This window comes from Pseudomonas sp. TAE6080 (genome assembly GCF_018732265.1).
Lineage (GTDB): Bacteria > Pseudomonadota > Gammaproteobacteria > Pseudomonadales > Pseudomonadaceae > Aquipseudomonas > Aquipseudomonas brenneri.
On sequence record NZ_JAHIDY010000038.1, the window covers coordinates 1 to 22,831 of the forward strand.

The 22,831-nt window shown below is 61.3% G+C and carries 21 protein-coding genes; 14 read left to right on the forward strand and 7 right to left on the reverse strand.

Features of this window, described 5'->3' with window-relative positions:
- The first annotated feature begins 229 nt into the window (after positions 1-229).
- Entirely contained in the window at positions 230-604 is a 375-nt protein-coding gene (mvaT, locus tag KL786_RS23220) for a histone-like nucleoid-structuring protein MvaT (protein ID WP_029295469.1), read from the forward strand.
- Between the two features lie 89 nt (positions 605-693).
- Here mvaT and sbcB read toward each other — a convergent pair whose 3' ends face one another.
- Positions 694-2,121 carry an exodeoxyribonuclease I gene (gene sbcB / locus KL786_RS23225; RefSeq protein WP_215519101.1) on the reverse strand — a complete coding sequence of 476 codons (1,428 nt, stop codon included), beginning with the start codon at positions 2,119-2,121 and terminating at the stop codon, positions 694-696.
- 210 nt (positions 2,122-2,331) lie between these two features.
- Between sbcB and KL786_RS23230 the strand changes: the two genes are divergently transcribed.
- From KL786_RS23230 to KL786_RS23255, 6 genes are read left to right on the forward strand one after another with little or no spacing between them, the layout of a single operon-like run.
- Positions 2,332-3,024, forward strand: coding sequence for an RDD family protein (locus KL786_RS23230; RefSeq protein ID WP_215519134.1), 693 nt, complete (start codon positions 2,332-2,334; stop codon positions 3,022-3,024).
- Complete coding sequence (locus KL786_RS23235) at positions 3,021-4,001, forward strand: stage II sporulation protein M (protein ID WP_215519102.1); 981 nt, start codon at positions 3,021-3,023, stop codon at positions 3,999-4,001. The genes KL786_RS23230 and KL786_RS23235 overlap by 4 nt, the downstream gene beginning before the upstream one ends.
- On the forward strand, positions 3,988-5,517 hold the full coding sequence (locus KL786_RS23240; protein ID WP_215519103.1) for a DUF4129 domain-containing protein: 1,530 nt from the start codon (positions 3,988-3,990) through the stop codon (positions 5,515-5,517). Before KL786_RS23235 ends, KL786_RS23240 begins: the two co-directional genes overlap by 14 nt.
- A complete protein-coding gene (locus KL786_RS23245) occupies positions 5,514-6,671 on the forward strand; it encodes a DUF4350 domain-containing protein (protein WP_215519104.1) in 1,158 nt (385 codons plus the stop codon). Before KL786_RS23240 ends, KL786_RS23245 begins: the two co-directional genes overlap by 4 nt.
- Positions 6,668-7,660, forward strand: a complete 993-nt coding sequence (locus KL786_RS23250) for an AAA family ATPase (RefSeq protein WP_215519105.1) — start codon at positions 6,668-6,670, stop codon at positions 7,658-7,660. Before KL786_RS23245 ends, KL786_RS23250 begins: the two co-directional genes overlap by 4 nt.
- A gap of 7 nt (positions 7,661-7,667) precedes the next feature.
- Entirely contained in the window at positions 7,668-8,999 is a 1,332-nt protein-coding gene (locus tag KL786_RS23255) for a DUF58 domain-containing protein (RefSeq protein ID WP_215519106.1), read from the forward strand.
- Positions 9,000-9,012: 13 nt separating this feature from the next.
- On the opposite strand, the gene KL786_RS23260 is transcribed toward KL786_RS23255, so the two are convergent.
- Positions 9,013-9,372, reverse strand: coding sequence for a PilZ domain-containing protein (locus KL786_RS23260; protein WP_215519107.1), 360 nt, complete (start codon positions 9,370-9,372; stop codon positions 9,013-9,015).
- 217 nt (positions 9,373-9,589) lie between these two features.
- Complete coding sequence (locus KL786_RS23265; protein ID WP_032862465.1) at positions 9,590-9,964, reverse strand: tol-pal system YbgF family protein; 375 nt, start codon at positions 9,962-9,964, stop codon at positions 9,590-9,592.
- A 176-nt stretch (positions 9,965-10,140) separates the two neighbouring features.
- Here KL786_RS23265 and pyk point away from each other — a divergent pair, with 176 nt between their 5' ends.
- Positions 10,141-11,592, forward strand: a complete 1,452-nt coding sequence (gene pyk, locus KL786_RS23270; RefSeq protein WP_032862464.1) for a pyruvate kinase — start codon at positions 10,141-10,143, stop codon at positions 11,590-11,592.
- 178 nt (positions 11,593-11,770) lie between these two features.
- Here pyk and KL786_RS23275 read toward each other — a convergent pair whose 3' ends face one another.
- Both KL786_RS23275 and KL786_RS23280 read right to left on the reverse strand, forming a co-directional pair.
- Positions 11,771-12,520: an enoyl-CoA hydratase-related protein gene (locus KL786_RS23275; protein ID WP_215519108.1), complete on the reverse strand. Its 750-nt coding sequence runs from the start codon at positions 12,518-12,520 to the stop codon at positions 11,771-11,773.
- Between the two features lie 28 nt (positions 12,521-12,548).
- Complete coding sequence (locus tag KL786_RS23280; RefSeq protein WP_215519109.1) at positions 12,549-13,481, reverse strand: iron-sulfur-binding ferredoxin reductase; 933 nt, start codon at positions 13,479-13,481, stop codon at positions 12,549-12,551.
- Between the two features lie 298 nt (positions 13,482-13,779).
- On the opposite strand from KL786_RS23280, the gene KL786_RS23285 reads away from it, so the two are divergent.
- From KL786_RS23285 to KL786_RS23305, 5 genes are all read left to right on the forward strand, one after another.
- Positions 13,780-15,303 (forward strand): fumarate hydratase, encoded by a 1,524-nt coding sequence (locus tag KL786_RS23285; protein ID WP_215519110.1) that lies wholly within the window; start codon positions 13,780-13,782, stop codon positions 15,301-15,303.
- Between the two features lie 172 nt (positions 15,304-15,475).
- Entirely contained in the window at positions 15,476-17,242 is a 1,767-nt protein-coding gene (locus KL786_RS23290) for a sensor histidine kinase (RefSeq protein WP_032862459.1), read from the forward strand.
- On the forward strand, positions 17,236-18,570 hold the full coding sequence (gene mifR / locus KL786_RS23295) for a two-component system response regulator MifR (RefSeq protein WP_215519111.1): 1,335 nt from the start codon (positions 17,236-17,238) through the stop codon (positions 18,568-18,570). Before KL786_RS23290 ends, mifR begins: the two co-directional genes overlap by 7 nt.
- A gap of 194 nt (positions 18,571-18,764) precedes the next feature.
- Positions 18,765-20,084, forward strand: coding sequence for an MFS transporter (locus KL786_RS23300; RefSeq protein ID WP_032862456.1), 1,320 nt, complete (start codon positions 18,765-18,767; stop codon positions 20,082-20,084).
- Positions 20,085-20,267: 183 nt separating this feature from the next.
- A complete protein-coding gene (locus tag KL786_RS23305) occupies positions 20,268-20,900 on the forward strand; it encodes a flavin reductase family protein (RefSeq protein ID WP_215519112.1) in 633 nt (210 codons plus the stop codon).
- 38 nt (positions 20,901-20,938) lie between these two features.
- Here the strand turns inward: KL786_RS23305 and KL786_RS23310 are convergent, their stop codons facing one another.
- Both KL786_RS23310 and KL786_RS23315 read right to left on the reverse strand, forming a co-directional pair.
- On the reverse strand, positions 20,939-21,220 hold the full coding sequence (locus tag KL786_RS23310) for a hypothetical protein (RefSeq protein WP_032862452.1): 282 nt from the start codon (positions 21,218-21,220) through the stop codon (positions 20,939-20,941).
- A gap of 8 nt (positions 21,221-21,228) precedes the next feature.
- A complete protein-coding gene (locus KL786_RS23315; RefSeq protein ID WP_215519113.1) occupies positions 21,229-21,570 on the reverse strand; it encodes an antibiotic biosynthesis monooxygenase family protein in 342 nt (113 codons plus the stop codon).
- 327 nt (positions 21,571-21,897) lie between these two features.
- Here KL786_RS23315 and KL786_RS23320 point away from each other — a divergent pair, with 327 nt between their 5' ends.
- Positions 21,898-22,827, forward strand: coding sequence for an AraC family transcriptional regulator (locus KL786_RS23320; RefSeq protein ID WP_215519114.1), 930 nt, complete (start codon positions 21,898-21,900; stop codon positions 22,825-22,827).
- Positions 22,828-22,831: the final 4 nt, after the last annotated feature.

The window sequence follows — 22,831 nt, forward strand, 5'->3', positions numbered from 1 at the left end:
ACATGGCGGCACCTTACCGGAGGGTGAGGTGTTGCACTCAGTTTTTGCGGCCGCCGAGAATATCTTTAGCCGGTTGTACGCACTAAATAATGCACTCACGCCCAACCTTCCCTACAATCAATCAAAGTAAATTACATAAAACCGAGCTTAAATGTTTACTTGGGGAAACTGTCTGACTATTATTAGGCCACTATCCCTGTCCCTCAGCGCCCCGCATAAGGTAGTCCTCATGTCCCTGATCAACGAATACCGTGCCACCGAAGAAGCTATCAAAGAGCTGCAAGCCCGTTTGAAGAACCTGTCCCAAGACGACAAACTGCAAACCGAGCTGGAATTCGAAGGCAAATTGCGCACCCTGATGGGTGAGTACTCCAAATCCCTGCGTGACATCATCGCGCTGCTGGATCCGGAATCGAAAGTTAAAGCACCACGCGGCGCGGTAAAAGTTACCGGCACCAAGCGCGCGCGCAAGGTCAAACAATACAAAAACCCGCACAACGGCGAAGTGATTGAAACCAAAGGTGGCAACCACAAGACTCTGAAAGAGTGGAAAGCCAAGTGGGGCGGTGACGTGGTTGAAGGCTGGGCTACCCTGCTGGGCTAAGGCTCGCCAGGTCCTCACCTGATTTACGGCACAATAAAAAACGCCAGCTCGCTGGCGTTTTTTATTGTGCGTTTTTTATCAAACGCCGATTACAGGCTCAGGCGCTGGCGTAAAGCGTCAGCATATTCCTGCCATTCATCCAGTACCTGTCGCTGAAACGATGTAGCACTAACGTCCAACTCAAGCCTGGCCTTATTGAAACTCTCAAGGGTATTGGGCGCACCGTAATCCGCGTCTGACAAGCGTTGCTGACAGAATAGTTTCCATCGTTGTTGCTCTTCATCATCCAAGGTGTACGCAAAGTTACGGGCACGGTAGCGAAATAATAATTCCGGCAAACGATGATCATCAAAAGGCCACTGCTGGCGTGCTAATTGCGCAGGCTCCGCAGTCCGGACTTGTTCACATAAACGCCGATCCCGATCACCAATAAAACCATCGTAGAGCTGTTGCTCCGGGTCGGTGCTGGCAGCGAAATCTTCTTCGGCATAAATCGCTGGCAATTTATCCTGCCAAAGTTCCTGTGCGTCAGTTAGCCGCAGTGCCCGGGCCTGATATTCACTCATGTCCAGATTCAAGCGCTGCTGGTCTTGTGCCCGCAACACACTCAGCGGCGCAACCACCGGGCAACGATTGATGTGTATTAGTTTGAGCGGCACCGGCAACTCACCTTCGGCCAACTCATCGCGTCGGGTATACAGACGCTGGCGCAGGGTTTCGGCATCCAGGTCCAGCAACCCCTGCGGGTCGAGCCCCAGGTCACAGACAATCAACGCGTTGCGATTGCGCGGATGCCACGCCAGCGGCAGGACTACTCCCAGGTAATGGCGTTCGGCGGAGAAACGCCCGGAAATATGCACCATAGGCTGCAACAGGCGGATTTGATCCATGACCCGCTGCTTGCTGCGCAGTTGAAACAACCACTCGTACAACTTGGGTTGCTTGTCCCGGACCAGGCGCGCCAAGGCGATGGTGGCACGCACGTCGGCCAAGGCCTCGTGAGCCTGGCCATGGTCGATCCCATTGGCCGCCGTCAAGCGCTCCAGCTTGAGGGTCACGCGCCCGTCCTGCTCGGGCCAGACGATGCCGTCGGGACGCAGCGCATAAGCCGTGCGCATCACATCGATCAAGTCCCAACGACTGTTCCCGCCCTGCCATTCCCGCGCATAAGGGTCGAAAAAGTTGCGATACAAACTGTAGCGAGTCATTTCATCGTCGAAACGCAGGGTGTTGTAACCCGCGCCGCAGGTGCCGGGGGCCGCCAGCTCGGCATGCACCCGCGTCATGAAATCGGCTTCGGCCAGGCCTTTTTCTGCCAGTTGGCCGGGGGTAATGCCAGTGATCATGCACGCCGCCGGGTGCGGCAGGATATCCTCGCTGGGCTGGCAATAGAGGTTGACCGGCGGCCCTATCTCATTGAGGTCAAGGTCGGTGCGAATCCCGGCGACCTGCAGCGGGCGGTCGCTGCGTGGGTTGATGCCGGTGGTTTCATAGTCGTACCAGAAGATCGAGGTCACGGGCTATTCCTGTGCTGAAGACCGACAAAGTCTAGGCGCTGGAGGCCGCCCGGGGCCAGCGCCATATGCACTGGATAAACATTCAGTGAAACCTTGGCGCATTTTCAGGTGTTACTTCCAGCGACGACACTGCTAGCATCGGCCTCTCAACTTGCCGGCCAGCCGATGAGGTTGCCCATGCCCAGCCACGCCGCACTGCCAGGGAACGCAATGCCCACCGCCCCATTGGACACTCGCTACCAGATCGAGACCCCCGAAGGTATCGACCTGCCCTTGCGCCCCGCCGGGCTGATGCCCCGGGCACTGGCATTCGGTTTCGACCTGGGACTGCGCGGCCTGATCCTCGGCATCCTGTTCATCGCCCTGGCGTTTCTCGGCAACCTGGGCATCGGCCTCGGCTCGATCCTGCTGTTTCTCGTCAGTTGGTGGTACATGGTGCTGTTCGAAGTGCTTAACCAGGGCTGTTCACCAGGCAAGCAGATCATGGGCCTGCGCGTGGTACAGGATGACGGCACGCCCATTGGCTGGTCCGCCTCCTTGATCCGCAACCTGCTGCGCTTTGTCGATATGTTGCCGTTCGGCTACTTCCTCGGCGCCATCAGTTGCCTGCAACATCCCCACTTCAAGCGCCTGGGCGACATTGCGGCCGGTACCCTGGTGATTTATCGCGAACAACCCCTGGCCCGACCACACGTGCCCCAGGCCCTGGCATTGCGCCTGCCCTTTGCCCTTGAGCTGAACGAGCAGCGGGCGATCCTGGGTTTTGCCGAGCGCCAGGCCGAGCTCTCCGCCGAACGGACCCACGAGCTGGCGGCGATTCTGGCTACGCCCCTGCAGGTTTCCCCCGCACGCGCCGTGGAACAGCTCAATGGCGTGGCCCGTGGCCTGCTGGGGCCTTCATGAAACAGAGCCTGTTCGAAACCCGTCACCAGCCGCATTGGCAGGCCTTCGCCACGCAAGTGACACTGCTTGAACAAGGCAAGGCCAAGTCCCAGGACCTGACGCACTTCCCCCATGATTACCGACGCCTGTGCCAACACCTGGCGCTGGCGCAGGAGCGCGGCTACAGCAGCTACCTGGTAGACCCACTGCAACAACTGGCCCTGCGCGGCCATCAACAACTGTATCGCCATCGCAGCCAACTCGGCGCCAAGACCCTGAGCTTCCTGCTGGCCGATTTCCCCCGCACGGTTCGCGAACAGTGGCGCTTCGTGCTGGTGGCCTGCCTGCTGTTCTTTGGCAGCCTGATCGGTATTGCACTGCTGGTCTATCTGTTCCCCGACCTGATCTACGCCATCGTCAGCCCCCAGCAAGTGACCGAGATGCAGGGCATGTACGACCCCGACGCCAGCCGCCTGGGGCGCGCGGCCGAGCGGGCATCGAGTGAGGACTGGATGATGTTCGGCTACTACGTCATGCACAACATCGGCATCGCCTTCCAGACCTTCGCCGGCGGCTTGCTGTTTGGCCTGGGCAGCGTGTTTTTCCTGTTTTTCAATGGCCTGATGATCGGCGCCATCGCCGGGCACCTGACCGAAATCGGCTACGGGCAAACCTTCTGGTCCTTTGTCATCGGCCATGGTGCCTTTGAACTGACGGCCATCGCCCTGGCCGGCGCGGCTGGCCTGCAATTGGGCTGGGCCTTGATCGCACCGGGTGCGCTGCCCCGGGGTGAAGCGCTGCGGCTGGCCGCCCGTAAAAGCGTGCAAATGATCTGTGGGGTGATTGTATTCCTGCTGATTGCAGCCTTTATAGAAGCCTATTGGTCCTCCACAACCGCCGTGGAGCCTTGGGGGAAATACCTGGTGGGCGCCACGCTCTGGGCGATGGTGATCGCCTATCTGCTGTTCGCCGGCAGGAGTCGTCATGCGCCTGAGTGACGCCAGCGTGGTGATCCGCCCTCGCTCCACGTGGGAGGCCATGGACCTGGGGGTATTGCTGGCCCGTGAGCACCGTGTGCTATTGATGAGCAGTTGGGCCTTGGTGAGCCTGCCGATCTTTGCCCTGATCAGCCTTGTACTATGGGACTACCCGTCTGTAGCCGTGCTGGTGTTCTGGTGGTTGAAACCCGCCTTTGAGCGCCTGCCGCTGTATATCCTGTCCAAGGCGCTGTTTGGCGAGACACCCACCCTCAAGCAAGCGCTGCGCCAATGGCCGCGCCTGCTCAAGGGGCAACTGCTGGCCAGCCTGACCTGGAGGCGCTTTAGCCTCAGTCGCAGCTTTGTCATGCCTGTGGTGCAACTTGAAGGCCTCTCAGGCCAGGCCCGCCAGCAGCGGTTGGGAGTGCTGCAACAACGCAATGCCGGCGCTGCACGCTGGCTGACGCTGATCGGCATACACCTGGAAACAGCCCTGTGGATTGGCTTGATGGCGCTGTTCTACCTCTTCCTGCCACAACAGGTAGAGCTGGACTGGGACTGGCAGCAACTGGCGCTGGCCAGCAGCCAGGACTGGCTCTGGCTGGAACACCTGAGCAATGCCTTCTACGCCCTGATTCTGGTGCTCTGGGAGCCAATCTATGTGGCGTGTGGATTCAGCCTCTACCTGAACCGGCGTACCGTGCTTGAAGCCTGGGACCTGGAATTGGTGTTCCGCCGTTTGCGCCAGCGCCTGGGATCAACAGTGGCCATCCTGCTGCTGGCTGTCGGCCTGCTGGTGGTCCCGCCAACACCCCACGCCATGGCCGATCAACCCCAGCCCGCGAAACCGTTGAGTACGCCAGCCGCCAGCCAGGCGATCAAGCGCCTGCTGGAACACCCCCCCTTCAAGAACCCAGAGACCGTTACCCGCTACCGTTTTGGCGAGGACAAGAGCACCAGCAAAGCCAAGCCCGCAGGTGATGCACGGCTGCCTGCCTGGCTTGAATCCTTATTCAAAAAGCTCAACAGCGACACATTCAAGTCCCTGGCACTCGTCATGGAGGTGCTGTTGTGGGGCCTGCTGATCGCAGGTATTGGCCTGGTCGCCTGGCGCTATCGCGACTGGTTGCACGCCTTTGTCAGCCGTCGCCGCGCAGCCCGCCCCACGCCGACGCAACCGATGCCGTCACAGCTGTTCGGCCTGGACATGGGTGTGGAAACCTTGCCCGACGATATCGCCAGTGCCGCCGAGCAACTCTGGGCCACGCAACCCCGTGAAGCCCTTGGCCTGCTGTATCGCGGCCTGCTTAGCCGGCTGCTGCATGACTTCAACCTGCCACTGAAAAACGCCGACACCGAAGGTCAGGTCCTGGAACACGTGCGCCATTTGCAACATCCACAACTGCTGGCGTTCAGCGACGACCTGACCCGGCACTGGCAAAATCTCGCCTATGGCCATCGCGTACCGACGCCCCTGGCCCAACAACAGCTCTGCACCCATTGGCGCAGCTTGTTCAACAGCGAGGCCGCGCGATGAACCGGCTGCTGATCTGGCTCGGGTTGATCCTGGCATGCCTGCTGACGGCAGGAGGCTTCTACGCCTGGCACAAGGCGATCCCCTATGAGGAAGTCGTCGATCGTGGCCCATCCCCCGAAGCCCAGGCCAATCCCTACCTGGCTGCGGAACATTTCCTCAGCCAGCAAGGCCTGGCCGTCGAGCACGCCCAAAACCTGGAGCGCTTGGCCACCCTGCCCGCCAAAGGCAGCAGCCTGCTGTTGCTCAGCGAGCGCAGTAACATGACCCCACGCCAGGTTGAGCAACTGCTGGAGTGGACCAAGGCCGGCGGCCATCTGCTGCTGGTGGCCGAAGCCATCTGGGATGAAGAAACCCAGGACAGCGGCGACCTGCTGCTCGATCGACTGCAGTTGCGCCAGGCCTTCAGCGATGATTTCGACCAGCCGGCTCCCGCTCGCAAGGGCAAGAAACCGGACCTGACACGGCTCTATGTCGATAACGAAACCGCACCGGCGTTTTTCAGTTTCGACACGGACTTCAACCTCATCGACCCCAGGCACCTTGCACAGTTTTCGGCCAACAGCTCCAAGTCCAGCCACCTGATGCAACTCAATCTCGGGCACGGTCGGGTGACCGTGATCACCGACAGCGAACTGTGGAAAATCCCGGCCATCGGCTTGCACGACAACGCCTGGCTACTGTGGTACCTGACCCAGGGCAGCGATGTCACCCTGCTGTCCAATACTGATGTCGAGAATCTGTTCAGCCTGTTGCTGCGTTATTTCCCCCAGGCCCTGGTGGCACTCGCCGCCTTGATTCTGCTGGGGTTGTGGCGCGCCGGAGTACGCCAGGGGCCCATCCAGGCGCCGGCCCCGAAAGCCCGCCGCCAATTGCTGGAACACCTGAATGCCAGTGCCGACTTCCTGCTGCGCCGCAGCGGGCAAAACAGCCTGCTGCAAGCCTTGCAGCGCGATATCCAGCGCACCGCGCGCCGCCGCCACCCCGGATTCGAGCAACTGGATACCGCCGGACAATGGCAGGCCCTTGAACGCCTGACCCGTCAACCCGCTTCAATTATCAGCCAGGCCCTCGGCCCACTCCCGGCAAAGCGGCTTTCCAGCGCCGACTTCAGCCGCCAGGTGGCCTGCCTGCAAACTCTCAGGAATGCCCTATGAGCGACTCTCCAGTGGACCTATCCAACACCCTCGACGCCGGGCGGGCCACCCAGTTGGCCCAAGCGCTGCGCACCGAACTGCGCAAGGCGGTGATTGGCCAGGATGCGGTGATCGATGACGTACTGACTGCGCTGATCGCCGGCGGCCATGTGCTGCTCGAAGGCGTTCCCGGCCTGGGCAAGACCTTGTTGGTACGCGCCCTGGCCCGCTGCTTTGACGGCGACTTCGCACGTATCCAGTTCACCCCGGACCTGATGCCCAGCGATGTCACAGGTCATGCCGTGTACGACTTGCACACCGAACAGTTCAAGCTGCGCAAAGGGCCGTTGTTCACCCACCTGCTACTGGCGGACGAGATCAACCGGGCCCCGGCGAAAACCCAGGCCGCCTTGCTCGAAGCCATGCAGGAACGCCAGGTCACCCTTGAGGGCGAAGCCTTGCCCATCGGCCAACCCTTTATGGTGCTGGCCACCCAGAACCCCATCGAACAGGAAGGCACTTACCCGCTACCTGAGGCCGAACTCGACCGGTTCATGCTCAAGGTGCGCATGGACTACCCGGACGCGCAGCAAGAACTGGATATGGTGCGTGAAGTGACCCGTTCATCCCGCGCCGACATGCTCGACGTACAGCCTCTGCGCACCGTGCTCCAGGCCAATGATGTGCTGCTGTTACAGCAGGTCGCCAGTGAGCTGGCCCTGGATGAGCAGGTACTCGACTACGCCGTACGCCTGGCCCGTACCACCCGCACCTGGCCCGGCCTGGCCCTTGGCGCCGGACCACGGGCCTCCATCGCCCTGGTCCGTGGTGCCCGAGCCCGCGCCCTGCTGCGCGGTGGCGAATTCGTGACCCCGGACGACATCAAGAGCTGTGCGCTGGCGGTGTTGCGCCATCGGGTACGCATCGCCCCGGAGCTGGATATCGAAGGGCTGGAAGTGGATCAGGTGCTGACCCAACTGCTCGACCAAGTGTCGGCACCCCGCCAGTGACCTGCCCATGAGACCCACTCGCCTGTTGCTGGCCTGGCTCGCGGTGTTGCTGGGCCTGAACATCGCCCTCGGAACAGCCATGGCCCTGCAATTCAAGGTGCCGGTCACCCTGCACTCCGTGGCCTGGGGCCTGCTCCTGGCGCTGTTGTTGCTGACATTGCTCGATGCGGCCCGCCTCAAGCGCCGCCCCTCGCCACGCCTGCGCCGGCAGATGCCGGGCAGCCTGGCTTTGGGGCGCTGGAGCGAGGTGCGGATTACCCTGGAGCATGACTATCCACAGCCGCTGATCCTTGAGGTGTTTGATCACGTACCGGATGGTTTGAGCGTGCAAAACCTGCCGCAGTCCATCGCCCTGCGCCCCGGTGAGCACAGTGACCTGGGTTACCGCCTGCGCCCCTTGAGCCGTGGGCATTTCAGCTTCGAACACTGTGAGTTGCACCTGCCCAGCCCCCTGGGATTGTGGACAGTAAAACGCCAGGTGCCGGTCAAGGATGCCACACGGGTCTACCCGGATTTTGCCCGCCTGTATGGTGCGCAGTTACTGGCGGTGGATAACTGGCTCAGCCAACTGGGTGTACGCCAGCGTCAGCGTCGCGGCCTGGGCCTGGAATTTCATCAACTGCGGGAGTTTCGCGAGGGTGACAGCCTGCGCCAGATCGACTGGAAGGCTACCGCACGGCAACGCACGCCGATTGCCCGGGAATACCAGGATGAACGCGACCAGCAGATTGTCTTCATGCTCGATTGCGGCCGACGGATGCGTAGCCAGGACGGCGAACTGTCGCATTTCGACCACGCCCTCAACGCCTGCCTGCTGCTCAGCTATGTAGCCTTGCGCCAGGGCGATGCCGTGGGTCTGTGTACCTTCGCCAGCGACCAGCCGCGCTACCTGGCGCCGGTCAAGGGCAGTGGCCAATTGAACCAGTTGCTCAACGCGGTATACGACCTGGACACCACCCGGCGAGCCGCTGACTACCAGGCCGCGGCCAATCAACTGCTGGCCCGCCAGAAACGCCGGGCGCTGGTGATTGTCGTGACCAACCTGCGTGATGAAGACGACGAGGATCTGCTTACCGCAGTCAAGCGCATCAGTCGCCAGCATCGGGTATTGGTCGCGAGCCTGCGCGAAGAAGTGCTGGATCAAGTGCGCCAGGCCCCCGTGCAAACCCTGCCGCAAGCGCTGGCCTACTGTGGCAGTGTCGACTACCTCAATGCCCGGGAAGAACTGCATGACCGCCTGAAAGCGCAGGGCCTGGCGGTGCTGGATGCCCACCCCTCGGAGCTGGGTGCCGACTTGGTCACCCGTTACCTGGGCTGGAAAAAAGCCGGCGTGCTATGAAGGGCACATGGCGCTAGGCCGAAGTCTGCAAGGGGTAAAAACTGAAGTACTGCAACAACGCGACCATCAACTGCCCATACTCGGCGGGCGCCTGCCGCAGGATGAACCCCGAATCGTAATGCCGGGGGTTGATATCTTCCCGACTCCACAGGCAAGTGGCCGTGAAATCAATGGCATGCACATCCCCTTCAGGTCCGGGGATTTTCAAACGCAGCTCAAAATCCACGTCGACCATCATGGGTAATTGGCTGATCAGCATCAGCCCTTCACTGGAGATGTTGCCCAAGTAACCGATGGGCTTATCCGTGAAACGGTTGAATACCTGTAAAAAGCCGGGCAATTGATGCCGCTCAATTCGTCGGTCGGTAAACATGCTGAGGTCGCCGTCCAATGGCCATGACTGGCCGCTCCTGTGATTCGGGCCGGAGCGCTGCCTGCAACGCCCCTCTCTCCCTGGATCTCGGTACGACATCACTTTAGCTGCGCCGAAACTCGGGTTTTATATCTGTTTGAATTAAAAGTTGTACAAACAGACATTCAAAGAATAGCCTAACTCTGGCAAGAGGCCAGCTATCAAATGATAAATGTCATCACAAGGCCGCAGGGCGTGCTCGTGCCGGGCTTGCACCTGGGTAATGCCCCAGTTGTTGCAGCGTATCCAGCCGTGCGCGAGCGCGGAACGCGTATTCGCTCGCCGGGTATTGGCTGATGATGAACTGATAGGTCTGCACCGCGTCCACAAACAACTTCTGCCGCTCCAGGCACTGCCCGCGCAGCATCGAGACCTCCGGCTGCACGTAGCGACGGGAACGGCTTTCACGGTCGACCTGGGACAACTCCAACGTGACCCGTTCGCAGTCGCCTACGTTGTAGGCACGGTAGGCATTGTTCAAATGATGGTCCATCGACCAACGGGTACAGCCGACAACACTGACGGCCAGGGCAGCAATGATCAAAACTCGCATGGGGTGTTCTCCTGTCTTGAGCAGTGTATCGACCCTTGGGCGAAAATCTTCAGGGTTGTTCGTCCCGCTCCTTAGAGTGAAAACAAGCGAATCGATAATAAGTAGTGCAAACGAACAATGACTACAGCCAAAGAGCATAGTAGCCTTCCCCAGCGCTAGAACTCAGGAGTCCGTGCATGTCCGTCCGTCGTACCAAAATCGTCGCCACCCTTGGCCCGGCCAGTAACTCGCCGGAAGTCCTCGAACAGCTGATTCTGGCTGGCCTGGACGTTGCCCGTCTGAACTTCTCCCACGGCACCCCGGACGAGCACAAGGCTCGCGCCAAGCTGGTACGTGACATCGCCGCCAAGCATGGCCGCTTCGTCGCGCTGCTGGGTGACCTGCAAGGTCCGAAGATCCGGATCGCCAAATTCGCCAACAAGCGCATCGAGCTGAAGATCGGTGACAAGTTCACCTTCTCCACCAGCCATCCGTTGACCGAAGGCAACCAGCAAGTCGTGGGTATCGACTACCCGGACCTGGTCAAGGATTGCGGCGTCGGCGACGAACTGCTGCTGGACGACGGCCGAGTGGTCATGCGCGTCGACACCGCCACCGTCACCGAGCTGAACTGCACTGTGATCATCGGCGGCCCGCTGTCCGACCACAAAGGCATCAACCGTCGCGGTGGTGGCCTGACCGCGCCAGCCCTGACTGAAAAAGACAAGGCTGACATCAAGCTCGCCGCCGAAATGGAAGTGGACTACCTCGCCGTGTCCTTCCCGCGCGACGCTGCCGACATGGAATACGCCCGCCAACTGCGCGACGAAGCCGGCGGTACCGCCTGGCTGGTGGCGAAGATCGAACGCGCTGAAGCCGTGGCCGATGACGAAACCCTCGACGGCCTGATCAAGGCGTCCGACGCAGTGATGGTTGCCCGTGGCGACCTCGGCGTGGAAATCGGTGACGCTGAGCTGATCGGCATCCAGAAGAAAATCATCCTGCACGCACGCCGCCACAATAAAGCGGTGATCGTGGCGACCCAGATGATGGAGTCGATGATCCAGAACCCGATGCCGACCCGTGCCGAAGTGTCCGACGTGGCCAACGCCGTGCTCGACTACACCGACGCCGTGATGCTCTCGGCGGAAAGTGCGGCCGGCCCGTACCCGCTGGAAGCGGTCCAGGCCATGGCGCGTATCTGTGTCGGCGCCGAAAAGCACCCGACCAGCAAGACCTCCAGCCACCGCATCGGCAAGGTGTTCGAAAGCTGCGACCAGAGCATCGCCCTGGCCGCCATGTACACCGCCAACCACTTCCCGGGTGTAAAGGCGATCATCGCCCTGACCGAAAGTGGCTACACGCCGTTGATCATGTCGCGCATCCGCTCCTCGATCCCGATCTACGCGTTTTCCCCGCACCGCGAAACCCAGGCCCGCGCGGCCATGTTCCGTGGCGTGTACACCGTACCGTTCGACCCGGCGTCCCTGCCGCCTGAGCAAGTCAGCCAGGCTGCCATCGACGAACTGCTCAAGCGTGGCGTCGTGGAGAAAGGCGATTGGGTGATCCTGACCAAGGGTGACAGCTATCACACCATCGGTGGCACCAACGGCATGAAGATCCTGCATGTTGGCGACAAGATGGTCTGAGTGACCTGCTGAAAGCAAAAGCCCTGGCATGTGAGTGCCGGGGCTTTTTGCATTTCAGAGCAGGGTGATGGGGTGACTGGGCCGGCCCCATCGCGGGCAAGCCCGCTCCCACACTTGACCGAGTCGTTCTGAAGAAACACGGTCAAAAGTGGGAGCTGGCTTGCCTGCGATGGCGTCATCAGCGCCTGGCAATAAACCCCGACAACGCCGCAATCGCCTCCGGCGACCTCAACCGCTGGGTAAACAGCGCGCCCTCCTCCTCGATCACCTGGTGCAACTGCTCGCGATCAACGCTCTTCATCAACTGTTTACTGATCTGCACCGCGCCCGGCGCCAGGTTCTCGAAACGCTCGGCCACCTCCCGCGCCTTGGCCAGCGCGGCTGCGCCACTGTCCAGCGCTTGTGTGGCAATGCCCCACTGCGCAGCTTGCTCGCCGCTGAATCCTTCGCCCAGCAGCAACAATTCGGCAGCCTTCGCATGCCCAAGCAAACGCGGCAGGATCAGGCTGGAGCCAAACTCCGGGCACAGCCCCAGGTTGACGAACGGCATGCGCAGCCGGGCATCGCGGCTGACATACACCAGGTCGCAATGCAGCAACAGCGTCGTGCCAATGCCCACCGCAGCACCGGCCACCCCAGCGATCACCGGTTTGCGGCAATTAAGCAGGCTTTTCATGAAGAGGAACGGTGGGCTGTCCAGGTCCGTGGGCGGTTGTTGCAAGAAGTCGCCAATGTCGTTGCCGGCGGTAAAACACTCGCTGCTGCCCTGGATCAGTACCGCATTGACCGTGTTATCAGCATCAGCCTGCTCCAATGCCTCGGCCAACTGGTGGTACATGGCGCGGGTCAGGGCGTTTTTCTTGTCGGGGCGGTTGAGCTGCAGAATCAGCAGCCCACGGTCACGTTGCAGCACAATGGCATCGGTCATGGTGAGTCTCGCAGATTGGAATCAGCGCTCAACCACGGGGCAGGAACACATCGGCCAGCAGTTGATTACGCGGCAGGCCCGCCAGGAACAGGCGCTTGGAAAAGGCCTCGACACTGCCGGGATGCCCGCAGAGTAAGGCCAGGGTTTGCCGGGAAACAAGGCGCAGTTGCGCCAAAGCACCGGCCAACTGCGCCGCTGTCCACAGCTCGACGGTGAGGTTGTCATGGCTGGCGGCAAGCTGGGCCAGGGGCTCGGCCAGATAATGCGCGCCCGTATCATGGGCCAGGTGAATCACGCGGATGGCGCCATGGTGATCCTGGCGCAAGGCTTCGCGCAACACGCCCCACAAGGGTGCCAGGCCGGTGCCGGATGCCAGCAGCCACAGCGGCCTGGATTGCCAGTCCGGATCGTAGTGCAACGCCCCTCCGCGCAATTCGCCCAGACGCAGTTGATCACCGGCCTGTAACTGCCGAGCAAGATCACTGAACTCGCCGGGCAAGCGGCAATCAAGGTGAAACTCCAGGAACGAATCGTCCTGGGGCAGGCTGGCCAGGGAATATGGTCGCGCCACCGTACCCGCCCACAACACCAGGTGCTGGCCGGCCTGATAACGCAGCCCACGCTCCGGTTGCAGGCGCAGGCGCAGCACCGTCGGGCTCAACCAATCCGCGCTCAGTACGGTTGCCGCTGCACCATCGCGCAAGGGGTCGAAGGCTTCAACCTGCACGTCACCCGTGACCTGGCACTGGCAGGCCAGGCGCCAACCGTCCTGGCGTTGTGCCGGGCTCAAGGCATCGGGCTGCTTGTCCTCGACCTCACCCTGGCACCGCACCAGGCAAGCGTGGCAACTGCCGGCGCGGCAACTGTAGGGAACGGCCACACCGGCCTGGTTCAAGGCATCCAGCAGATTGCTGCCGGTGGAAACCGACCAGTGGCGTGCGCCGACGTGCAGTTCAGGCATAAAACTCTTCAACTATAGGAGCGAGCTTGCTCGCGAATGTCGCTAACGATAACGCGGGCTGCCTGATGAAACCCACCAGATTCACGCTTTTCGCGAGCACGCTCGCACCTACAGCTAAATCGAGCCGGCCATTCGTGACCATCGTCGGGTGTATCGGCCACCGCGCCGGGTTATACTGCCGCGCCTTTTTAGCGTCGCGCCTGCACCACTTGGCGTGCCTTGGAAAGGTGGCTTCAGCCGACCGATGCAACACTGAAGCCACCTTTATTGAATGTTCCCTTATAGAGGAGCGCGACTCATGACCGTGATCAAGCAAGACGACCTGATTCAGAGCGTTGCCGACGCCCTGCAATTCATTTCCTACTACCACCCCGTTGACTTCATCCAGGCGATGCACGAGGCCTATCTGCGCGAAGAATCGCCGGCAGCCCGTGACTCCATGGCCCAGATCCTGATCAACTCGCGCATGTGTGCCACCGGCCACCGCCCGATCTGCCAGGACACCGGGATCGTCACCGTGTTCGTCCGTGTCGGCATGGACGTGCGCTGGGATGGCGCCACCATGAGCCTGGACGACATGATCAACGAAGGCGTGCGTCGCGCCTACAACCTGCCGGAAAACGTCCTGCGGGCCTCGATCCTCGCCGACCCGGCAGGTAGCAGGAAGAACACCAAGGACAACACCCCAGCGGTAATCCACTACTCCATCGTCCCGGGTAACACCGTGGAAGTGGACGTGGCGGCCAAGGGTGGCGGTTCCGAGAACAAGTCGAAAATGGCCATGCTCAACCCGTCCGACTCGATCGTCGACTGGGTGCTCAAGACCGTTCCGACCATGGGCGCCGGCTGGTGCCCACCGGGCATGCTCGGCATCGGCATCGGCGGCACCGCCGAGAAAGCCGCCGTGATGGCCAAGGAAGTGTTGATGGAATCCATCGACATCCACGAGCTGAAAAAGCGCGGCCCGTCCAACCGTATCGAAGAGATGCGCCTGGAGCTGTTCGAGAAGGTCAACCAACTGGGCATCGGAGCCCAGGGCCTGGGTGGCCTGACCACCGTGCTCGACGTGAAGATCATGGACTACCCGACCCACGCCGCCTCCCTGCCGGTGTGCATGATCCCCAACTGCGCCGCCACCCGTCACACGCACTTTGTGCTCGACGGTTCCGGCCCGGTTGCCCAGGAAGCGCCACCGCTGGACGCCTACCCGGAAATCGTCTGGGAAGCCGGTCCGTCGGCGCGTCGGGTCAACCTCGACACCCTGACCCCGCAAGACGTGCAAAGCTGGAAACCGGGCGAAACCGTGCTGCTCAACGGCAAGATGCTCACCGGTCGTGACGCGGCGCACAAGCGCATGGTCGAGATGCTGAACAAGGGTGAAACCCTGCCGGTCGACCTCAAGGGTCGTTTCATCTATTACGTCGGCCCGGTCGATCCGGTGCGCGAAGAAGTGGTTGGCCCGGCTGGCCCGACCACTGCTACGCGGATGGACAAGTTCACCCGCCAGATCCTTGAACAGACTGGCCTGCTGGGCATGATCGGCAAATCCGAGCGTGGCCCGACCGCCATCGAAGCGATCAAGGACCACAAGGCCGTGTACCTGATGGCCGTCGGCGGCGCGGCTTACCTGGTGGCGCAAGCCATCAAGAAGTCGCGTGTGGTGGCGTTCGCCGAACTGGGCATGGAAGCGATCTACGAGTTCGACGTAAAAGACATGCCGGTGACTGTTGCAGTCGACAGTAACGGTGAGTCGGTACACATCACAGGTCCTGCCATCTGGCAGCAAAAGATCAGTGAGAGCCTGGCGGTAGAAGTGCAGTAAGCACCTCCCTGCAAGGATAAAAGGCGACTGTGGCTCCATGCCGCAGTCGCCTTTTTTGTGGTCGCAGCAAACGCTCCCACACAAGCCCAGTTGTCACACCAGCCCGTTCGCCACAAGATCCAAGCGGCGCATGTTATGGTGCTCGCCCCCTACTGCAACTGCTCATTCTCGTATGATCGCGATCCCTCGCCCATTGCGTCTGACCTTCTACTCCCTGCTGATTATTGCCGGTGCCGTCCTCGCGGCCAGCGTTGCCATCCGCCAGGCCGAACGCCAGTCCCTGGTGGACGATGCCGGGCGCGCGAACCAGCAGTTGGCACTGTATGCCAACTCCTTGCACACCCTGATCGAACGTTACCGCGCCCTGCCCGCCGTGCTGGCCCTGGATTCGGAAATGATCCGCGCCTTGAAAGGCCCGCTGGATCCGGCGACCCAGGACGTGCTCAACCACAAGCTGGAACGTATCAACGGCGCCGCGCAGTCTTCGACCCTGGAATTGATGGACCGTACCGGCCTGGCCGTGGCTGCCAGTAACTGGCGCCTGCCCAGCAGCTATGTCGGCCACAACTATGCGTTTCGCCCCTATTTCAGCCAGACCCGCAGCCAGGGCACCGGGCGTTTTTATGCGGTGGGGGTGACCACCGGGATCCCGGGGTATTTCCTTTCCAGCGCGGTAGTGGATGAGCAGGAGCAGTTCATTGGCGCCATGGTGGTCAAGCTGGAGTTCCCGGAACTGGAACGCGAGTGGGCCCAGGGCGATGACCTGCTGTTGGTCAGTGATGCACGGGGCATTGTATTTATCGCCAATAAACCCGGATGGCGTTACCGCAACCTGCGCCCGCTGTCGGCCAACGATCTGGCTGAACTCAAGGCCACGCGCCAATACGACAAGAAACAACTGCTGCCCCTGGACACCCAGACCTTGCAGCGCTTCGACGAAAACAGTCACCTGGTGCGTGTGGCCGGCCCCGCAGGCAACGCCAACTACATCTGGGAATCCCTGCCCCTCAAAGCCGAAGGCTGGACCCTGCACTTACTGCGCAAACCCCAGGTCGCCTTTGAAGATCAGCGCAATGCAGGGCTCGCCGCCGCCGGCCTGTGGTTGGCACTGGTGTTCCTGCTGTTGTTCCTGACCCAACGCTGGCGCCTGGCCCGTTTGCGCCAGCGCAGCCGCGAAGAACTGGAGCGCCTGGTGGAAGAGCGCACCCAGGCCTTGCGCACCGCCCAGGATGGCCTGGTGCAATCGGCCAAACTGGCAGCGCTGGGACAGATGTCTGCGGCCCTGGCCCATGAAATCAACCAGCCACTGACTGCCCAGCGCATGCAACTGGCCACCTTGCGCCTGCTGCTCGATCACGGGCGCATCGATGACGCTTACCAGGCGCTGACGCCCCTGGACGATATGCTCACCCGCATGGCAGGCCTCACTGGCCACCTCAAGACCTTCGCCCGCAAAAGCCCCAGCGGTCTGCGCGAACGCCTGGACCTGGCGACCGTGGTCGACCAGTCCCTGCACTTGCTCGACGCCCGCCTGCGCGACGAAGCCATCAGCATCGTGCTCGACCTGACCCGCCCGGCCTGGGTGCGTGGTGATGCCATTCGCCTCGAACAAGTGCTGATCAACCTGTTGCGCAATGCCCTCGATGCCATGGCCAACGCGCCGCACAAACGCCTGGAAATCCGCCTGCATGCCGATCAACAACTGTGGCACCTGAGCGTGAGCGACAGCGGCGGCGGCATTGCCGAGGAACACCTGAATAATGTGTTCGACCCGTTCTTCACCACCAAACCGGTGGGTGACGGCCTCGGGCTCGGGTTGGCGGTGTCCTACGCTATCGTGCATGAACTGGGGGGACGCTTGAGTGCTGCCAACCACGGCGACGGCGCCGTCTTCACCCTGACCCTGCCCATTGCGCTGGAGGCGCCGGACCTATGCTGAACGCGGTGATCGTGGTTGATGACGAGGCCAGCATCCGCACGGCCGTCGAACAGTGGCTGAGCCTCTCTGGTTTTGAGGTGCAACTGTTCAGCCGTGCCGAGGACTGCCTGGCCCGCCTGCCCAGGGATTTCCCCGGGGTGATTCTCAGTGACGTGCGCATGCCCGGCCTCAGCGGCCTGGAGCTGCTGGCCGAGGTGCAACGGCGCGATGCCGATTTGCCGGTGATCCTGCTGACCGGTCATGGCGACGTCCCCATGGCCGTCGAAGCCATGCGCGACGGCGCCTACGATTTCCTCGAAAAGCCCTTCAGCCCCGACGCCCTGCTCGCCGGCCTGCGCCGGGCCCTGGACAAGCGCGGCCTGATCCTGGAAAACCGCCGCCTGCACCAACAGGCCGATCATCGGGCCAAGCTCGAATCGAGCCTGCTGGGGGTGTCCCGCAGCCTGCAAACGCTGCGACGCCAAGTCCTGGATTTGGCGGCCTTGCCGGTCAACGTGCTGATCCGTGGCGAAACCGGCAGCGGCAAGGAGTTGGTCGCCCGCTGCCTGCACGACTTCGGCCCCCGGGCGAAGAAGCCGTTTGTCGCACTCAACTGTGCGGCGATCCCCGAGCAACTGTTTGAAGCCGAACTGTTTGGCCATGAAAGCGGCGCCTTCACCGGCGCCCAGGGCAAGCGCATCGGCAAACTGGAGTATGCCGACGGCGGCACGCTGTTTCTCGACGAGATCGAAAGCATGCCCCTGGCCCAGCAGGTCAAGCTGCTGCGGGTGCTGCAGGAGCAGAAACTCGAACGCCTGGGCTCCAACCAGAGCATCAAGGTGGACCTGCGCATCATCGCCGCGACCAAGCCCGACCTGCTGGACGAAGCCCGCGCCGGCCGCTTTCGTGAAGACCTGGCTTATCGCCTGACCGTTGCGCAATTGCGCCTGCCGCCGTTGCGCGAGCGCCGCGAAGACATTCCGCTACTGTTCGAACACTTCACCCAGAGCGCCGCCGAACGCCTGGGCCGGGATGCCGCGCCACTCAGCGGGCCGCAACTGGGGCGGCTGCTGAGCCATGACTGGCCGGGCAACGTGCGCGAGTTGGCCAACGTTGCCGAACGCCAGGTGCTGGGCCTGGGTGAGCCGGAGCCGGAAGGTATCGAGGCCGGGCAATCCCTGGCCGCGCAGCAGGAAGCGTTCGAGGCCCACTGCCTGAAAGCCGCATTGACCCGGCATAAAGGCGATATCAAGGCCGTGCTGGCCGAGCTGCAACTGCCACGGCGCACCTTCAATGAAAAGATGCAGCGCCATGGGCTGGCCCGGGAGATGTTTCTTGCGGTGGATTGAGGGGGCTCATGAGGACAACCGCCATAAGCGGATTTCCGCTCACCACCAAAAAATCATCAGCGGCTTTCCGCTCAAAAAAATTCCTACACCCTTCTAGAACGGGCCTTCAGCCAATTGGCACAGCTCCTGCTATAGCCCCAACCAGGCTGCGCTGACGCGCGCTCCACAAAAACAATGACATGAAGGATCCTTCAATGGATAACTCCAATTCCCTGCCTCTGGGGTCGGCTGCCGTGCCGGCAAAAGAACGCACTACTTCCAGCCGGATCAAGTCGATCTTCAGCGGATCGGTCGGCAACATGGTCGAGTGGTATGACTGGTACGTCTACGCCGCCTTCTCGCTGTACTTCGCCAAAGCCTTCTTCCCCAAAGGCGACACCACTGCCCAACTGCTCAACACCGCCGCGATCTTCGCCGTGGGCTTTTTGATGCGCCCGATTGGCGGCTGGTTGATGGGCCTCTACGCTGACAAAGTCGGGCGTAAAAAGGCCTTGATGGCCTCGGTCTACCTAATGTGCTTCGGCTCATTGCTGATTGCCCTGAGCCCTGGCTATGAAGTCATCGGCATCGGCGCGCCGATCCTGCTGGTATTTGCCCGTTTGCTGCAGGGCCTGTCGGTCGGCGGCGAATACGGCACCTCAGCCACTTACCTCAGCGAGATGGCGACCAAGGAACGTCGTGGTTTCTACTCCAGCTTCCAGTACGTGACCCTGATCTCCGGCCAGCTCATCGCCCTCGGCGTGCTGATCGTGCTGCAACAAACCCTGACTACCGAACAACTGTACGCCTGGGGCTGGCGTATCCCGTTCGCCATTGGCGCCCTGTGTGCGGTCGTAGCGCTGTACCTGCGACGCGGCATGGAAGAAACCGAATCGTTCACCAAGAAGGAAAAAGCCAAGGAAAGCGCCATGCGCACCTTGATGCGCCACCCCAAGGAACTGATGACCGTGGTCGGCCTGACCATGGGCGGCACCCTGGCCTTCTACACCTACACCACCTACATGCAGAAGTACCTGGTGAACACCGTCGGCATGAGCATTTCCGACTCCACCACCATTTCTGCAGCCACACTGTTCCTGTTCATGTGCCTGCAACCGATCGTCGGCGGCCTGTCGGACAAGATCGGTCGCCGGCCGATCCTGATCGCCTTCGGTATCCTCGGGACGCTATTCACCGTACCGATCCTCACCACCCTGCACACCGTGCAGACCTGGTGGGGCGCGTTCTTCCTGATCATGGCGGCGCTGATCATCGTCAGCGGCTACACCTCGATCAATGCCGTGGTGAAGGCCGAACTGTTCCCTACCGAAATCCGCGCACTGGGTGTAGGCCTGCCTTACGCGCTGACCGTGTCGATCTTCGGCGGTACCGCCGAATACATCGCCCTGTGGTTCAAGAGCATCGGCATGGAAACCGGCTACTACTGGTACGTGACGGCGTGTATTGCCGTGTCGTTGCTGGTCTACATCACCATGAAAGACACCCGCAAGCACTCGCGGATTACCACCGACTGACCAGCAAGATGCGGTAAACCATGTGGGAGCGGGCTTGCCCGCGATAGCGGTGAATCAGTCAACGGATGTATCGACTGACACTCAGTTATCGCGGGCAAGCCCGCTCCCACATTTGGTTTCGCTGTTCACACAATTGCGTGCACTATCGTGTCCTTTCCGGAACCACCAGCAGGAACCCTGTCTATGCCCGACGATATCCATTTCTACGAACCCGCCAACGGCCACGGCCTGCCCCACGACCCGTTCAATGCCATCGTCGGCCCACGGCCGATTGGCTGGATTTCGTCCCAGGACAACGAAGGCCGCCTGAACCTGGCGCCCTACAGTTTTTTCAACGCGTTCAACTACATTCCACCGATCATTGGTTTTTCCAGCGTCGGGCGCAAAGACAGCCTGAACAATATCGAACAGACCGGCGAGTTTGTCTGGAACCTGGCCACGCGCCCACTGGCCGAGCAGATGAACCAGAGCTGCGCTGCCGTTTCGCCTGAGGTCAACGAATTTGAACTGGCCGGGCTGACGCCGGTAGCGTCCAAGGTGATTGCCGTACCACGGGTGGGCGAGAGCCCGGTGTCGTTCGAGTGCAAGGTCACGCAGATCATTCAACTGCAACGGGCCGACAAGGAACTGGTACCTAGCTGGCTGGTGCTCGGCGAAGTGGTCGCGGTGCATATCGCCAAGTGGTTGCTCAAGGACGGGGTGTACGACACCGCTGCTGCCGAACCGATTTTGCGCGGTGGCGGCCCGGCGGATTATTTCCAACTGGGCCCGCAAGCGCTGTTCAAGATGTACCGCCCAGGCGCCACCAAACCCTGACTGAAACACCGTAAAAAATGTGGGAGCGGTGGTGTGCTTTAGTTGGTTGCGGTCGCCCAGGCCAACTGGCCCTCTTCATCGATATCGATCAAGCGCTCCAATTGCTGGGCCGCCGCATCATCGGCGTCATCGGCAGTCTTGAACAGTTGGCCATCAAGGATCTTGTGAAAGCGCGGTGCGCTCATGCCATCCAGTGCCTTGACGGCAATGGCGGCGCTATAGCCACCCTGGTCTTCGCGCACGAGGGCGGAAACAGCTTCGTGGTGGGCAAACTCTTTACGTGCCATGTTGCAGGTCCTGGCCAATGGAAAGTCGGCCATTCTAAACCCTAACCGGCCAGTTGCAGGTACTCGCCGTAGGCATCCAGGGCAGACGCGTCGGTGAAGGTCCGAAAGTCCATGCTGCGCACGACCCCGTCGTTCAACAACTCGGTAAACAACATCAGGGCCGGCGAACTGAAGTAGGCACTCATGGCTTGCTCGCTGCTCCAGAAACCTGAAACCAGCCATACGTCGGGGTCAATCTGGGAATGCTGCAACGAGAACTGCAGGCAACCCTGAGCCTGGCGGCCCGGTTCGATCAAACTGCTCAAGCGTGCACCCAGTTCGGTGCTGCACCCGCTACAGGCGCGGATAAAGGCCATATGGCTCGCGGGAATGGGGGTGGACATGTTCGACTCTCCCGTTGAGAAGTGATGCTCGGCAAGCACTGTGAGGGCGTGTTGCCACAGGATCAAAGATACGGGCGCGGGCGCGGGCAGAGTTAGTCGATTCCTGCTGGCTTATTGCACAATCCTGCCAGAGGCGTAGATAGACAGTTCAGCCCCAGGCTTTACTCAGAGCCCATACGCCTTGTTTCAGGCAGATGACAGGCCGTGTGCTTGCCTGATTCAAGAGACGCCGCAGGATCAGGCAAGGATTGTGCAGAATCGACATAACGCGATTGCAACTGCCACCGCTAAGCTAAGCCCATCCAAGAAGCATGTAGAGGACGCCCCATGCCGTCGCCCGAACACCCGCCCATTCCCCTCGATGCCGAGATGGAGAAGCAGCGCGCCGAACTGGCCGGCATCGTGCACCGGCATACCTGGGAAGACGGTTCCTACGGCACGGCGATCACCTCGCTGTACCTCAACCGCCACAACACACCGCGCGACTTCATGCCGGTGCTGGTGGAACCCGCCCTGTGCATCCTTGCCAACGGCAGCAAGGAAGTGCGCCTGGCGGATGAAATCTTTGCCTATGACCCGCTCAACTACCTGGTGTTCTCGGTCGCAATGCCGGTTGCCGGGCGGGTCATCGATGCCACGCCCGAAGATCCCAACCTGTCGGTACGGATCAATATCGACCCGGCGCAACTGACAGCCTTGATTGCCGAAGCCGGCCCGATGGGGGTGCCCGCGCGCCCGACATCCCGTGGGATGTATGTCGACCAGATCGACACCCAACTGCTCGACGCCGTACTGCGCCTGGCACGTTTGCTGGATACGCCCAAAGACATTGCGATGCTGGCGCCATTGATCAACCGTGAAATTCTCTACCGTTTGCTGCGTGGGCCCCAGGGTTATCGGCTGTATGAAATCGCCGTGGCCAACAGTCAGAGCCATCGGGTCAGCCGTGCGATCACCTGGTTGAACAGCAACTACGAGCAACCGCTGCGTATCGATGACTTGGCCAGGGAAGTGAATCTCAGCGTGTCGACCCTGCATCACCGCTTCAAGGCCATCACCGCCATGAGCCCGTTGCAGTACCAGAAACAGCTGCGTTTGCAGGAAGCACGGCGGCTGATGATCGCCGAGGGCCTGGAGGCCTCGGCGGCCGGTTATCGGGTGGGGTATGAAAGCCCATCGCAGTTCAGCCGAGAATACAGCCGCCTGTTTGGCGCGCCGCCGCTGCGCGATTTGGCCAGGCTGCGCCAAAGCATCTGACCTA